Source organism: Acinetobacter sp. AG1 (genome assembly GCF_001005525.1).
GTDB lineage: Bacteria > Pseudomonadota > Gammaproteobacteria > Pseudomonadales > Moraxellaceae > Acinetobacter > Acinetobacter modestus.
Window position 1 is genome coordinate 26,952 of sequence record NZ_LBMZ01000119.1, and the last position, 15,730, is coordinate 42,681.

General features: G+C 37.9%; 15 protein-coding genes. 6 read left to right on the forward strand and 9 right to left on the reverse strand.

Features of this window, described 5'->3' with window-relative positions; genetic code table 11:
* Positions 1-18 precede the first annotated feature (18 nt).
* A complete protein-coding gene (locus tag AAV96_RS13285) occupies positions 19-1,221 on the reverse strand; it encodes a L,D-transpeptidase family protein (RefSeq protein ID WP_046739646.1) in 1,203 nt (400 codons plus the stop codon).
* Positions 1,222-1,420: 199 nt separating this feature from the next.
* On the opposite strand from AAV96_RS13285, the gene hemE reads away from it, so the two are divergent.
* The 4 genes from hemE (at position 1,421) to AAV96_RS13305 (ending at position 5,948) form a co-directional block, all read left to right on the forward strand.
* Positions 1,421-2,494: a uroporphyrinogen decarboxylase gene (gene hemE, locus AAV96_RS13290; protein ID WP_046739647.1), complete on the forward strand. Its 1,074-nt coding sequence runs from the start codon at positions 1,421-1,423 to the stop codon at positions 2,492-2,494.
* A 42-nt stretch (positions 2,495-2,536) separates the two neighbouring features.
* Entirely contained in the window at positions 2,537-3,331 is a 795-nt protein-coding gene (locus tag AAV96_RS13295) for a DUF817 domain-containing protein (protein ID WP_046739648.1), read from the forward strand.
* A gap of 186 nt (positions 3,332-3,517) precedes the next feature.
* A complete protein-coding gene (locus AAV96_RS13300) occupies positions 3,518-3,988 on the forward strand; it encodes a DUF3015 family protein (RefSeq protein WP_004663119.1) in 471 nt (156 codons plus the stop codon).
* A 79-nt stretch (positions 3,989-4,067) separates the two neighbouring features.
* Complete coding sequence (locus AAV96_RS13305; RefSeq protein WP_046739649.1) at positions 4,068-5,948, forward strand: DUF4105 domain-containing protein; 1,881 nt, start codon at positions 4,068-4,070, stop codon at positions 5,946-5,948.
* A 36-nt stretch (positions 5,949-5,984) separates the two neighbouring features.
* Here AAV96_RS13305 and AAV96_RS13310 read toward each other — a convergent pair whose 3' ends face one another.
* The 8 genes from AAV96_RS13310 to AAV96_RS13345 all read right to left on the reverse strand — a co-directional run bounded on the left by AAV96_RS13310 (position 5,985) and on the right by AAV96_RS13345 (position 13,071).
* Entirely contained in the window at positions 5,985-6,347 is a 363-nt protein-coding gene (locus AAV96_RS13310; protein ID WP_046739650.1) for a cupin domain-containing protein, read from the reverse strand.
* Positions 6,348-6,362: 15 nt separating this feature from the next.
* On the reverse strand, positions 6,363-6,911 hold the full coding sequence (gene folE / locus AAV96_RS13315; RefSeq protein WP_017397502.1) for a GTP cyclohydrolase I FolE: 549 nt from the start codon (positions 6,909-6,911) through the stop codon (positions 6,363-6,365).
* Between the two features lie 90 nt (positions 6,912-7,001).
* The gene (locus tag AAV96_RS13320) at positions 7,002-7,691 is read right to left on the reverse strand and encodes a Smr/MutS family protein (RefSeq protein WP_046739651.1); all 690 of its coding nucleotides are present in this window, start codon (positions 7,689-7,691) and stop codon (positions 7,002-7,004) included.
* A gap of 358 nt (positions 7,692-8,049) precedes the next feature.
* Positions 8,050-8,385 (reverse strand): hypothetical protein, encoded by a 336-nt coding sequence (locus AAV96_RS13325; protein ID WP_004663112.1) that lies wholly within the window; start codon positions 8,383-8,385, stop codon positions 8,050-8,052.
* Positions 8,386-8,652: 267 nt separating this feature from the next.
* Positions 8,653-9,459 (reverse strand): indole-3-glycerol phosphate synthase TrpC, encoded by an 807-nt coding sequence (gene trpC / locus AAV96_RS13330; protein ID WP_046739652.1) that lies wholly within the window; start codon positions 9,457-9,459, stop codon positions 8,653-8,655.
* A 9-nt stretch (positions 9,460-9,468) separates the two neighbouring features.
* Positions 9,469-10,518: an anthranilate phosphoribosyltransferase gene (trpD, locus tag AAV96_RS13335; RefSeq protein WP_046739653.1), complete on the reverse strand. Its 1,050-nt coding sequence runs from the start codon at positions 10,516-10,518 to the stop codon at positions 9,469-9,471.
* A 260-nt stretch (positions 10,519-10,778) separates the two neighbouring features.
* Positions 10,779-12,137: an L-cystine transporter gene (locus AAV96_RS13340; RefSeq protein WP_046739654.1), complete on the reverse strand. Its 1,359-nt coding sequence runs from the start codon at positions 12,135-12,137 to the stop codon at positions 10,779-10,781.
* Between the two features lie 349 nt (positions 12,138-12,486).
* Positions 12,487-13,071 carry an aminodeoxychorismate/anthranilate synthase component II gene (locus AAV96_RS13345; protein WP_046739655.1) on the reverse strand — a complete coding sequence of 195 codons (585 nt, stop codon included), beginning with the start codon at positions 13,069-13,071 and terminating at the stop codon, positions 12,487-12,489.
* A gap of 623 nt (positions 13,072-13,694) precedes the next feature.
* On the opposite strand from AAV96_RS13345, the gene glnA reads away from it, so the two are divergent.
* Together glnA and AAV96_RS13355 are read left to right on the forward strand one after the other, a co-directional pair.
* Positions 13,695-15,110 (forward strand): type I glutamate--ammonia ligase, encoded by a 1,416-nt coding sequence (gene glnA, locus AAV96_RS13350; protein ID WP_171062418.1) that lies wholly within the window; start codon positions 13,695-13,697, stop codon positions 15,108-15,110.
* Between the two features lie 125 nt (positions 15,111-15,235).
* On the forward strand, positions 15,236-15,727 hold the full coding sequence (locus tag AAV96_RS13355; RefSeq protein WP_046739656.1) for a chorismate--pyruvate lyase family protein: 492 nt from the start codon (positions 15,236-15,238) through the stop codon (positions 15,725-15,727).
* Positions 15,728-15,730 lie beyond the last annotated feature (3 nt).

Genomic DNA, 15,730 nt, shown 5'->3' on the forward strand with positions numbered 1-15,730 from the left:
TTTATTGAACAATCTAAATTATTCGAGGAATTTAACGGTAACGCCAGAGCGTACTTTTCCACCGAGGTCATTCGCATCCCAGTTGGTTAAGCGAATACAACCATGTGATGCAGTCTTAGAGATCAAAGATGGATTTGGCGTTCCATGAATCCCAAAAGATCGTTTGCTTAAACCGATCCAAATATTACCTACAGGTGCATTTGGACCTGGTGGTAGCATTAAAGGTTTTAAGTTATTGCCTTGAACGAAATTTGAAGGTGAATAACTGTAGTATGGATTTTTAGTTACCCCTACAACCTTATACGTACCCGTTGGAGATGGTGTATCAGAACTGCCAATTGTCGCAGGAAATGACGCGATCATTTGATTACGACTATTGAATAAATAAAGTTGACGAGCACCTTTATGTGCCACAATTAAATGAATATCTTCTGGCAAATCATTGCGAACATTCGCAACAATGATTTTTTCACCTGCTTTCTTAAAGGTTGCAGTTGGATTTAATTTTTTGAGGAAACCTTCATCCATATGAAACTTTTCGCCTAACATCTCTGTTACACGCGTGTAGTACAAACCTTTCATTTTTGCTTGTAATGCATAGTCAGAAGGGATTGAGTCTGCGTAAGGACCTTTTAAATCTGCATCCGTGATCGTGTATTCAACATAAGTTGGTTTAGTTTGTTGAGCGACTAAAGCATCCCAAGTTTCTTTAGTAAGTTGACCTGTTGGTGTAAGGCCATTCATTTGTTGAAATGAAGCAATTGCTTTTAGTGTATTTTTACCATTTGAGCCATCAATTGCACCTGGTGAGGCGTGAGCATTGTTCAACATCACATGCGCACGTGCATATACAGGAAATTGACCTTTACCAATATTTTCATACCAGTCAGCTGTATTCAAACTGTCTAAAGTCCATGAAACTTTGACAGCTGGTGCTGTTGTAGTCGTGGTATCAGGCGCATTTTCTAATTTTTGAGATACCGCAGAAGCTGCTCCAGTATCAACTTGTGGGTCAGAAACTACTTGGGCTGTCACTCCTGAGGCTGGTTGAGCAACTACGCTCGATGCAGCAGAACGTTCAATAGATAATGGGTCAATAGGATCTTGAACTGGAGCTGAGATTTTTTTTGGATTTAATGGTTGCTCAGTTGTTGGGGCAGCAAAAGCAACATTAGCAAGAATACAACTTAAACTCATAGCGAGTAATGAGCGAACAAACATGTAATTCAACCTTAAGAATTATTCATATTGAGATATAAGATATTGCAAGTATTACAGAAAATAGAACAGCTTGCAGTAGCAGTTTTGTGTCCAAGTAAAAAAATAGTTGAAGTCTGATTTGTTGTATGGGTTTTCAATTATAAATTCGAGGTTAACTTTGCTATGATGCACTCAACATGAAAAAATTTAGAGATTGGTAATGACAACGTTGAAAAATGATCGTTTTTTACGAGCTTTATTACGTGAACCTGTAGACACCACACCCGTTTGGATGATGCGTCAAGCAGGGCGTTATTTACCAGAATATCGTGAAACTCGTGCTCAGGCAGGCGATTTCTTATCTCTATGTAAAAATACTGAATTTGCCTGCGAGGTAACATTACAACCGTTACGCCGCTATGAGCTTGATGCTGCGATTTTATTTTCTGATATTTTGACTATACCTGATGCTTTAGGTTTAGGTTTGTACTTTGAAACGGGTGAAGGTCCAAAGTTTCATAACACAGTGCGCACCGAACAAGATGTGGCGAATTTACCTAAACTAAATTCTAAATCAGATCTAGCTTATGTTATGAATGCAGTTTCAACGATTCGATCTGCTTTAAATGGACAGGTCCCTTTAATTGGTTTTTCTGGTAGTCCTTGGACACTAGCGACTTATATGATTGAAGGTGGTTCAAGCAAAGAATTTCGTTTCACAAAAAATATGATGTACGCACAGCCAGAAGTATTACATGCTTTACTTGATCATCTTGCTGATTCAGTGATTGATTATCTGAATGCTCAAATTGATGCAGGCGCTCAAGCAATTCAAATTTTTGATAGCTGGGGTGGTGCGCTAGCGCATAGAGAATATGTTGAATTCTCATTGAATTATATGACCAAGATTATTGCAGGATTACAACGTGAAAAAGATGGTCGACGTATTCCGATTATTGTGTTCACGAAAGGTGGCGGTCAGTGGTTGGAGACGATGCTGACCACAGGTGCGGATGCGTTTGGTCTAGATTGGACTACACCGCTTTATACTGCACGTGATGTGGTTGCAGGGCGTGCTGCTTTACAAGGGAATTTAGATCCTGCTGTGCTTTATGGTTCAGCTGCTTCAATTGAAAAATCTGTGAAAGCGATGCTAGATGATGCGTATGCGAATGGTGAAAAAACAGGGTATATCGCAAACTTAGGTCATGGCATTACCCAGTGGGTCGATCCAGCACAACCTAAGATTTTTGTAGATACTGTTCATGAATACAGTACTAAATATTTAGGTTAATATTTTTAATCATTTCAAAGTAAACGCGCTAGGATCAGTTTTGTGCAGTTGATTGTATTACCGCTCAACTTTATCTTTAAGGCAGCTTCGGCTGCCTTATTTGGGTTGTTGCTTTTGATTGCATTTGCAGTCACCGCACCGATGGGAAGTCATGAATATTGGGGCTTTTTTCGTTACGATTATTTGTTGTTTTATGCACTGATTATTCAAGCCTGTCTAATTTATTTAAAGCTCGAGTCATGGGCCGAAGCGAAAGTGATTGCTTTATTCCACATCATGGCGATGGGAATGGAAATATTTTTGACCCATCCAGCGATTGCCTCATGGCAATATCCTCAACCAGCCATATTTAAATTACTGACTGTGCCATTGTTTGCAGGGTTTATGTATTCAGCAGTGGGTAGTTTTTTTGCTCGGTCTTTGCGACTCTATAATGTTTCATTCGAGAATTTGCCGAATTTTGGCAATATGCTGTGTTTAGCAGTATTGTCTTACCTTAATTTTATGACCAAGTTTTTTATTCCTGACTATCGAATAGTTTTATTTGTTTGGAGTATTATTATTTTTTGGAAGACCAAACTTTATTTTCAATTACAACAGCATCAGTTTAAAGTTCCGATGTTACCTGTACTATTGGTGCTTGCCTTCTTGATCTGGATTGCAGAAAACATTAGTACATTCTATAAAATCTGGTTATATCCGAGTCAAGTTGATGCTTGGCATATGGTGGGTTGGGGCAAGTTAGGTTCTTGGTATTTATTATTACTTTTAAGTTTAGCCTTGGTTTTAAAAATATTAGGTGTGCGGGATAAAAATGGATCTTGGCGATTGCGCTAAAAGATTATAGTCGTGCAAATGGAGCTTTTATTGAGCTCCTTTTTGTTATGAATATTTCATATATATTTCAAAATTTATTTGCTAAAAAAGTTTAACCTCGTTATGTTAATCCTTGTGTAAGAACAATTACACAGCACAATAGTAATAACAAATAGTTAAAAATAATTGAGACTGGAGACATTTCTTATGTTAAAAAAAATTGCATTAGCAGCTTTGCTAGCAGCTGGTTCAAGTGTTGCGATGGCTGATAATGATGTTGGTTGCGGTGCTGGTACACAAATTTGGGCAGGTCAAAAAGGTATTGCACCTAAAATCCTTGCAGCAACAACCAATGGGATTTTTACGAACCAATTATTAGGTATTACGTTCGGTACTTTAGGATGCCGCCAAGGTGGTACGGTAACGGCTCAAGTTGTGACATTTACCAATGAAAATGCAGAGTCTTTAGCGCGTGATATGGCAGTTGGTCAAGGCGAAAGTTTAAATGTACTTGCTGAATTAATGCAAATTAAAGCTAACGACAAAGCACGCTTCTTTGCTGTGTCTAAAGCAAACTTTGCTGAAATTTATTCAAGCAAAAATACAAACTCACTTCAAGTTTTAGATGCTTTACAAAGTGTGATGGCAAAAGATGCTGTGCTTAAAGCATACGTTTAATTTGTTGCACGATAAAACCCTGTCTTGATGGCAGGGTTTTCTTATACCTATTCTGATTATTTTAAAAAATTGCGATTGAATGAAATTAGCTACTTTTGTATTTACGTCTTTGATATGTCATTTTACATATGCCTCGGTTGAATCTGATTTACAAAAGTATTTAGACCTTGCTCAACAAAAACAATTAGATCAGCAAACCACATGGCAACGTTTGATGTATGCTGATCAAAAACAAAATCGTGAAGTTACTTATGCTGGTTATTTTTATGCCAAAGATGGAAAAAAAAATTTAAATAGCGAATTACAAGCAGATATTAAAGCCTTGTTTCGTGAAGCCCCAGATAACCAATCCATCCGTTGTAAGTTTCCTGCACGTAGCCGTTGGTTGATGCAGCAACTCAATATTGATGTACGACAACTTCCAAAAGTAAATTGCGTTGAATTTAACGATTGGATCAATCAAATCAAGCCGCATAAAGCCACGTTGATTTATGCCACTGACTTTATGGGCAATCCGAGTTCGATGTTTGGGCATACTTTGCTACGCCTAGACCCTAAAGATCAGAAGCAACTCAATCTAGTGTCCTATGCAGTGAACTATGCTGCCACAGTGAAAGGTGATGATAACTGGTCTTATGCATGGAAAGGCTTAACAGGACAGTATCCCGGTGAATATTCACTAATGCCGTATTATCGTAAAGTAAAAGAGTATGGTGATTTTGAAAGTCGTGATCTATGGGAATATGAGCTCAATTTAACACCTGAAGAAACTCGTTTTTTGGTTGAACATATTTGGGAAATGCAGCATGTGAGTTTTCCCTATTATTTCGTCAGTGATAATTGTGCTTATCGTTTATTAGGTCTAATTGATTTAGTACGTCCCGATTTAAACCTAAAACAGCAGTTTAGTTACGCTGCAATTCCAATCGAAACCTTAAAGGCTGTTGATCAGCAAGCTTTAGTTAAAGAAGTGGTCTATCGTCCTGCATTGGAAACTCAACTACTTTCGCAAGCCAAACAACATGGTACAGATTTGGCTAAAGTTGCCCATCAAATTGCTTTTATTGAAACTGATCAAGTTCAATCCACGCTAAACACATATAGTCAGCAAGATCAGGCCAAGATTTTAGAAATGGCTTACGATGATTTATATCTACAATATATCAGCCGCCAAGTTGATGCCAATATTGCTCAGCCAAAATTAAGGCAGCTTCTTGCTGAAAGAAGTCAAATTGAAGTTGAAAAGCAACGTCAACAACCAGAGCGCCCTAAAAAACAGCCTGTAGAAGGGCATCATGCACGTAATTTGTCAGTGAATGTGGGTGAGGTGCAAGGACAAAAGTTTGTGGAGATGGGTCATCGTCAGGCCTATCACGATTTGATTGATCCGCAAGGAGGTTATCGCACAGGCACACAATTACTGTTTTTAGATGGTAGTCTGCAATATCGTGATGACAAGCTCAAGCTCGAACATTTAGATCTATTATCGGTGAATTCTTATAATCCAGTTCAACCTTTTAAATCGCCGTTAACTTGGGGATTTAATCTAGGTTGGAAACAGGAAGCAATTGAAAATGGGAAGTTTAGTGAAGATGTGCAACATGGCGTGATGAATCTAAATATGCAAGTTGGTTATAGCATGGCTGATTATGATCGTCGACATCTGTGTTATGCCCAACTACAAAGCCATATTCAAGGTGGAAAAAATTTAGATAAAGGTTCGCGCGTTGGAGCTGGGCCGACTGTAGGTTGTATGAACGTATGGTCTGATAATATTAATAGTGTGGTGCAAGTTGAACTGCCGTATTGGCAAGATCAGAGTCAGTGGAATTTAAGAGTCGGTACACAGCTTCAATATAGTCTGAATACAAATCATGCTCTACGTCTAAATTGGAATTTTGAACAACAAGATCATAAAGACTGGAATAAAGTAGGTTTAGGCTATGTTCTGTTTTTTTAGATAGGATGTCGTTCGGATCAGGCTAATTTCCAGTATCTAGACTTCAACGATGACATAGTATTTTTTAACTGCTTCAACGACTTCAAATGTACCGACAAATGCGGGCGGGATAATCCCTGCATTTCCAGCAGTCACTTCAATAAAAGAATTGGTTTTTGCATCGTGGATACGAACAATTCCTTCAATGATTTGAAAAAACTCTTGTTTATTGTCAGCGAATTGAATATTCCAAGCACCAATTTCACATTGCCAAATACCGCAGTCCATATGCGGATGTTCATATAAGCTATAGGTGAGACGTTCAGGATTACCTCGAACCAGACGATCGGGACGAGGGTAATCAATAGTTGCTTCATTTACGATTAAATCGCCGAAACCTGCTAACTGAACTGATGACATTCTAGATTGCTCAGCTTAATAGCTTTCAGGAACAGCACTTAAGAACTCACGACGTGCATCTTTGTCAGTTTTAAAATCACCAACAAAAGAAACCGTACGTGTCGTTGATTCTTGCTTGCCAACACCACGCATCATCATACACATATGAGCAGAATCGATCACTACAGCCACACCACGTGCTTGAGTTACTTCAGCAACCGCTTCGGCAATTTGTTGAGTCAAGTTTTCTTGAATCTGCAAACGACGTGCAAACATTTCAGTAATACGCGCAAATTTAGAAAGACCTAAAACTTGACCTTCAGGTAAATAAGCAATATGGACACGACCATAAAATGGGAGAAGGTGATGTTCACAAAGCGAATAAAATTCAATATTTTTGACCAATACCATTTCGTGGTTATCGGATGGGAAAACCGCACTATTTGTAACTTCTTCAAGGGTTTTGCTATAACCAGAAGTTAAAAAAGAAAAAGCTTTAGCCGCACGCATAGGCGTATCTTTTAAGCCTGGGCGATTTAGATCTTCCCCAACGGCAGTTAAAATATTTGCGTACGATTGCTGCATAGACATAACAATGTTCACTTAGGTGGGTTGAACAAAACGGGAATTGTATCAGAAAACGACTCAAAAACTTAATTTTGAACCAAATGCCGATTATTGTTTGTGCTTTGGGTTCTTTTCTGCACGTTTTAAGAGCACTAAAACAGCACCAGTACCCCCTTGATTTTCAGGTGCGCTGACAAATGCAAGTACATCACGATGTTGTCTAAGCCAGCCATTGACATAGGTTTTTAAAATGGCTTCAGGTCCTTTACCGTGAACAATTTTGATGACATTTTGATTTTCATCTTTTGCCATTTGAATGATTTGTAGAACGGCTGCTCGGGCTTGTTCAACGGTACAGCCATGTAAATCGACTGCCTCAAACCAACGAGTTTTACCTGCTTTTAAGTCTTCAAATACTTTGTGCTGTAAGGTTGCAATGCGATAGCTTAAAGTCGCTTGGCTTGCCACTGGATTTAAGATCGCTTGAGTATCCGAAATTTCTGTAAGCTCTTGCTCAGTACCACCTTCGGCTGCTGCGCGTTTTGCTAAAGTTTGGGCATCAACTTTTTTGCGACGTGTGATTTTTGTATCGGCAATATTTTGATTGTCGATAGGTTTTACCCCAAGTAGGGCTTTTTTAAAAAGCTCAGTATCTTCCAACTCTTCATTGATAGCCTGAGTTTTTTTTGCCTCAACTTGTTTTGCGATAGCATTAGATTGAGGGCTAGAGATTTGCTTTTTAAAGGCTTTCAGTAAATTAAACTGATCTTTAGAAAGCGATGAATCATGTTTACTCATAAGTTTAGAAAAATAGGCAAGATACGAGAAAGGTAAAATTATAGTCTGAAACCGCAATGATTTGAACTAAATTGAATCTATTGAGTGCGGTATAGCATTTGCAGTACAAACATGAATCTGGGAAATATATTAAATTGATTTGAACGAATCGATTTGCTCCGGATCTGTTTTTGCATATAAGTGGAGGTGGGGAATATCGAATATTTTGAATATTCCAATATAAATATATTTAAGATAGAATTTTTATCGAATATCATTTAATGAATTGAAAATTAATAATATTATGAATTGATCATAAAACCAATGAGAGGAATGATAAATTCCTCTCATTGGTTTTTAAGGTATCAATATTCAGTCTTCAAAAGATTTTTGAACTTTCAATGTAATTTTTTGAAATCTGATTAAGAGTGTTTAATATAAGAGAAGTATCTTGGCTTTTTAATGCTTCATTTAGATCGTGCATATAGCCTAGTAATTGATCTTTTGCTTTCTTTGCAAATTCGGGACTTATGGCTTGGTCTTCGTAAAGTAAAACGTAATTTTTTGCAAAACCATAAATGAAGAATAGTGCAGTGTAGTCGAGCTGGTCTTTAGAATCCTTAATAGATTGCTTACATTCAGCTTTAAGCTGTTTAAAAGCATCTGTTCCATTAGGTAAAACTTGAAAATTTTCGAATATAGATTGGAATGTCATTTTTGCTAATCCACTCAAAAAGAAAATCTACAGGTTAGAGAAATTAAAATCAATCATTAAATTTTGTATTAGTTTATTAGTCGCTCTAAAATTTTAAACACTGTATTTCTATGTGATTTATTTTTTATGTTTCTACATTATTGTTAAAAGTCCAATTATTTAAATTGGACTTTTAACTTCAAGTTTTTTATCTTTTATTAGTCAATATTTTAGTTGTTCAGTAATCAAAAAATACCTTTAAGAAAAGGTATTAATTAACGATACAACTCAAACCTGTTCAGGCTTTCCAAACAATCCTGCAAATGCTTGATCTGGATGAGGCTGTTTCATAAAGCTTTCACCGACAAGGAAAGTGTGAATATCATTGGCTTGCATCATTTCTACATCAGCAGGAGTTGCAATACCACTTTCTGTGACTAAAACACGAGAAGCAGGCAATAATTTCTTTAAACGTAATGAAGTATTTAAATCAACATCAAAGGTTTTAAGATTACGGTTATTCACACCCAAGATACATTGCTCAGAAAGTTTTAGAGCACGTTCTAATTCATATTCATCATGCACTTCGACCAACACATCCAACTGATGCTCAAATGCAGTTTTCGACATTTCTTCAAGCTGTTGATCTGATAAACATGCCACAATCAATAAAATACAATCGGCATGCAGCGCACGTGCTTCAACAACATTATAAGGATCAACCAAGAAATCTTTGCGCAAAGCAGGTAGGGCACAGTGATTACGTGCAATCGCAATATTTTCATCCGCACCTTGGAAGAAATCCATATCTGTCAATACAGACAAGCAAGCAGCACCTGCTTGTTCATATTGCTGTGCAATTTCAGCAGGATTGAAATCTGCTCGGATCACACCTTTAGAAGGTGACGCTTTTTTAATTTCAGCAATAACGGCTGGACGTTTATGTTGCAAAGCCTTGGCAAAACCACGAACAGGTGTTGCTTCTTTTGCCCACTGTTCTACATCATGCAAACTACGTTGTTTTAAACGTGTTGCAAGCTCCTCATGTTTGCGGTCAACAATTTTACCTAAAATGGTATTTTGAATATCGATCATGAGAAGTCCTTAGTCTGCCTGAGATTGTTTCAATGTCTTGGTAAATTCAGCCAAGATACTCATTTTTTCTAAAGCTTGTCCGCCATAAAGAATATCTTGAGCGAACTCAACTGCTTGCTTGTAAGTCTTGGTGATACCTGCAACATAAATACCTGCACCAGCATTGAGTGCAATCATGTTTGCTGCTTTTTCACCAATATCTGATTTATCTCGGCTTAAAGCATCTTTGATTAGCTTTAAGCTTTCTTCTGAACTATTCACCACTAAACCAGTGAGGGTTTGAGATGGAATGCCTACATCGTCTGGTGTCAAAGTCCATTCAGTAATTTCGCCATCTTTCAGTTCAGCAATTGTTGTTGGTGCTGCAAGACTGATCTCATCTAAACCATCTTTAGAGTGAACAACCAGTACATGCACTGCACCCAACTGCTTTAATACTTCAGCGATAGGGCGGCATAACTCATCTGAAAATACCCCAATCACAAAACGATTCACACCAGCAGGATTCGTTAATGGGCCAAGTAAGTTGAAAATACTACGAATACCTAACTCACGACGAGGTGCAACTGCATAACGCATGGCTTTATGATGATTTGGTGCAAATAGGAAGCCTACACCCATTTCACGGATACAGCGTTCGGTTTGTTGCATATCTAAATCAAGCTGAATTCCCATTTGTTCGAGTACATCGGATGAACCTGACTTACTCGACACACCACGGTTCCCATGTTTGGCAATCGTTGCACCAGCAGCAGCTATAACGAAACTTGAAGCTGTAGATACGTTAAATAAATTCTGACCATCTCCACCTGTGCCGACAATATCGACCAAATGTGGAATATCACTCACATCAATTTTAATTGCAAACTCACGCATAATGCGTGCGGCAGCAGTGATTTCATCAATACTTTCACCTTTCATGCGCAAGCCCATCATCAGCGCACCGATTTGTGCATCAGTTGCTTCGCCCTGCATAATGCTACGCATGACATCTTCCATTTGTGGCTGGGTAAGATGAATGTTTTTGGTAATGTGATTAAGAGCCTGTTGGATATTCATAGTCATGAGTTACAGCATTAATGATTAAAATTCTTAAATGAAGTTGGTTAATAAAGAAGAAGGGTTTGGTTTTGTGAGAAATGGCTCACTTGCTAATCGGCTATGTTAGCAGAAAATAGTCTCAGTTTTATGTTTGTGCTTAGATTTTAATTTAAATAGCTAGGCAGAGTGTTTTTTTATTCTTTTCTAATCATGATCTGTAAAAATTAAAAGCCAATCATCGAATCTAATGATTGGCTTTTAATTGAAACAATATTTGATCAATCGTTATCGATGTTGTTTCTAAGCCCAAGGATTTGACTTGTTGCCACACCAGCGGTCATGGAACCATTTACATTTAAAGCCGTACGACCCATATCAATCAACGGTTCAATCGAAATCAGCAAAGCCACTAAAGTAACTGGTAATCCCATTGCTGGTAATACAATTAAAGCAGCAAAAGTTGCACCGCCGCCAACACCTGCGACACCGATTGAACTCAGTGTAACGATTGTTACCAGTTGCGCTATCCATAAAGGATCAAGAGGATTAATTCCTACTGTAGGCGCTACCATAACCGCAAGCATAGCTGGGTATAAACCAGCACAACCATTTTGACCTATTGTTGCTCCAAATGATGCTGAAAAACTGGCGATGCCTTCTGGAACACCTAATTGTTTATGTTGTGTTTCAATGTTGAGAGGAATGCTTGCTGCACTGGAGCGGCTTGTAAATGCAAAAGTAAGTACAGGAAAAACTTTTTTGAAAAACTCAATTGGGTTGACACGAACGAATAACAAAATTAGCCCATGTACAATAAACATAACGGCAAGACCGAGATAAGAAGCGACTAGAAACTCACCTAGTTTAACAATGTCAGCAAGGTTTGCAGTTGCGACCATTTTCGCCATTAATGCTAATACACCATAAGGTGTAAATTGCATCACTAAACGCACTAAACCAATAATTAAGGCTTGTAATGCTTCGATACCATGTCTGATTCTCTCACCATTGATTGGGTCTTTATCCATCAATTTTAATGCTGCAACGCCTAAAAAAGCTGAGAAAATCACGACACTAATGATCGATGTTGGTCGTATACCTGTTAAATCAGCAAAAGGGTTTTGTGGTAATAAAGAGAGAAGTAATTTAGGTATATCTAGGTTCGTGACTTGACCAATGTAATCGCTTTGAATTGCAGCAAGGCGCGCAGTTTCTTTGGTGCCTTGAACTAAGCCCTCGGCAGTTAAACCAAATAAGTTAGTAATACTAATTCCGACAAAAGCCGCAATTGCTGTGGTAACCAGTAAAATACCAATAACAAATACGCTGATTTTACCTAATGAGCTGGTTTGATGGAGTTTGACGACTGCACTTAAAATGGAGATAAAAATAAGTGGCATGATCACCATTTGTAAAAGTTGAACATAACCATTACCGATGAGATTGAACCATGCAACAGATTGTTCGATAATTGCACTGTCGCTGTAAATCGCTTTAAGGCCTAAACCATAAATAATACCTACGATCATACCGATCAGTACTTTTTTAGAAAGACTCCAATTTTGTCGGTAGCTAAAAAACAATCCTGCGATTAGCAAGAGAAAAACAATAATATTCAATAAAACTAAGATATTCACAATAGGTTATCCTGATTGATATTTCAGGGGGAGATCTCTAGAAAATAATGATTCAGATTCTATCATTCAGCACCCATGAAGCTTAATCATTCCTATGACTATACTTAATCTAAAAAATTAAAAAGGAATTTCAAGACTGGAAAAAATGATGATGAATTTCTTCTTCTGAAATACATGAAAAATATTTTAATTTTTTAAAAAGAATGATTTGCTTTGAATTAAATCTTTAGGTCTTGATTTTAATGCTGAAAAAATAATCAGTGTGTATGAGTTATATAGTGATTTTATATGTTCAAAATAAAAACAGCTTATTAATATAAATAAGCTGTTTTTAAATAAAACTTAGTAATTAAGCGTAAATATCTAAAAAGTTTTTAAAAATTTGATGGCCATGTTCGCTCAAAATAGATTCGGGATGGAACTGAACACCTTCAACAGGAAGTGTTTTATGTTTCACGCCCATAATTTCTTCAATTGTACCATCTGTTTGGTTCGTCCAGCACGTCACCTCTAGACATTCTGGCAACGTTTCTTGCTCAATTACCAATGAGTGGTAACGTGTAGCAGCAAACGGGGAAGGTAAGTGACTAAAAATTCCTTTGTCACTGTGATGCATATCAGATAAACGACCATGCATAACCGTTTTAGCGCGGATAATCTTGCCACCAAATGCCTGTCCAATCGCTTGATGTCCAAGACAGACACCCAATAAAGGAATTTTACCCGCAAAATGGTTAATTGCTGGAATAGAAATTCCTGCTTCACTTGGTGAGCATGGGCCAGGACCTATAACCAAGTATTTTGGCTGCCATCGTTCAATGTCCTCTAATGTCACTTGATCATTACGAACGACTTTTACTTCTTGGTTCAACTCGCCAAAATACTGGACAATGTTGTAAGTAAAACTGTCATAGTTATCCACCATTAGAAGCATGACTTTATAACCTTTTGAAAATAAGTGCTTTATCGGGCTGTTTGTGTAGTAACTCTATTCCAAAGTTATATTTCTTTAGGATTTATTGAAGCTTAAAGGAATATGTTGAAAATAGAGAAGAATAATCATAACAAAAACAAATGATCAATGTTGAATATTTCAATTACCCGATGTTTAGTTGGTTTTGATTAATTATGATAGAAATCGTGTTTAAAAATCAGAATAAACTTCATAAATTGAAAGGTTTGAATAAAAATATACAAAGTGAACCAAAAGTCTAAATGAATTGATTGGAATGAAGTTCAAAAGAATGATATAAAAAGCGAATTTATGCTAACTCATGATAGTGTAAATTGCACTACATTAGTTCTCTGTTATATGTTTTGCACCACTTTGGTTCGTTATGTCTATTTTGGGGACGAGCTGAGATCGGAATGTTTAAATATGGTGCATTTGTGAAAGCAAACATTATAGTGGACATAGGACATGGAGCTTAAAGCATTTTTTCTGCAAAGAATTTCAATGTTTTAGGTATGCTTTAAAATTGTTGGTATGATAATTGCTAATTATATATCAACAACTAACACGCACTTAACAAGTGCATAAAAATTTCATTGGAGCAAATGAGCATGGCGAACAAGGTCCTTCAACTCATCAAAGAAAGTGGCGCAAAATGGGTCGATTTTCGCTTTACTGATACTAAGGGTAAAGAGCAACACGTAACTTACCCAGCTGACACAATTGATGAAGATACATTTGAAGACGGTAAAATGTTTGATGGTTCTTCAATCGCTGGTTGGAAAGGCATTGAAGCTTCTGACATGATCTTACGTCCAGATGCTGAAACAGGTTTTCTTGACCCGTTCTTTGCTGAGCCAACAGTTGTTGTAACTTGTGACGTAATCGAGCCATCTACTGGTCAAGGTTACGAGCGTGACCCACGTTCGATTGCTCGTCGTGCTGAAGAATATTTAAAATCTACTGGTATCGGTGATACTGCATTCTTTGGTCCAGAACCAGAATTCTTCGTTTTTGACGAAGTTAAGTGGGACATCGATATGTCTGGCGCACGCCACACATTGATCGCTGAAGAAGCTGCATGGTCTACTGGTAAAGACTATGAAGCTGGTAACTCAGGTCACCGCCCACGTGTTAAAGGTGGTTACTTCCCAGTTCCTCCGGTTGACTCTCATCAAGACATGCGTGCTGAAATGTGTGCACGTATCGAAGACATCATGGGTCCTGGTCGTGTAGAAGTACATCACCACGAAGTTGCTTCTTGCCAATTAGAAATTGGTGTGAGCTTCAACACTATGGTTCGTAAAGCGGACGAAGTTCAGCAGTTCAAATATGCAGTTTGGAACGTTGCTCATCAATATGGCAAAACAGCGACATTTATGCCTAAGCCAATGGTAGGTGATAACGGTTCTGGTATGCACGTTCATATGTCTATCTCTAAAGATGGCAAGAACTTGTTTGCTGGTGATGAATATGCTGGTTTATCTGAAATGGCATTGTTCTTCATTGGTGGTATCATCAAGCACGCTCGTGCATTGAATGCAATCACGAACCCAGGTACAAACTCTTATAAGCGTTTAGTTCCACACTACGAAGCTCCGATTATGCTTGCTTACTCAGCACGTAACCGTTCTGCTTCTATCCGTATTCCTTACGTTTCTAGCCCTAAAGGCAAGCGTATCGAAGCACGTTTCCCAGATCCATTAATGAACCCATACTTAGGTTTTGCTGCATTGTTAATGGCTGGTCTTGATGGTATCCAAAACAAGATCCATCCAGGTGAAGCTGCTGACAAGAACTTGTATGACCTTCCTCCTGAAGAAGAAGCAAAAATCCCAACAGTTGCTCATAACTTAGAAATGGCAATTGCTGCACTTGAAGCGGATCACGAGTTCTTATTAAAAGGCGGTGTATTCACTAAAGAAATGCTTGATGCATATATCGAACTTAAAACTGAAGATGTACGTCGTCTTAATACGACGACTCACCCAGTTGAATTTGATATGTACTACAGCCTGTAATACATTAGATTCTGAAAAAGCTCGCTTCGGCGAGCTTTTTTTATGTTTTTGATTCAATTGAAAGTCATACGCTTTTTCCGAAGAAATTCATGTAAACTAGTTGCGATGTTTTTAGTGAGCCAAGCATGCGAAATTTACGACCAAACAGAATTAAGGGGCGAGAGATCCCAGCTGAATTAAAAAAATGGTTGTATGCATCTGGTTCTCTCACTCAGCAATTGACTGATTTGGGTGAGGGGGAATTTCATGTCGAGCGTCTCAACGAACAGTTTCAACGACTCACTTTTAACGATAGCCAATGGATGCAAATGCCAGCACACCATATTGCATGGGTGCGTGAAACGAATCTATATGGTAATCAGGCACAGGCTTGGGTCAAAGCAAAAAGTATTTTTCCAATTTTAAGCCTGCGCAAGAAAGCTCGATTATTTCGGCATATCCGTAATAAGCCAATCGGTTGGTTTCTATTTCAACGAACCAATCCAGCTTGTGAAAGAAGAGTGATTTATCTTGAAGAAGGGTGGACCAGACAAAGTTGTTATACTTGGCATGGTTGTAAATTTATCGTGCAAGAGACTTTTCTCCCAGCATTTGAGCAGTTTATTCAACAGCATTGACTC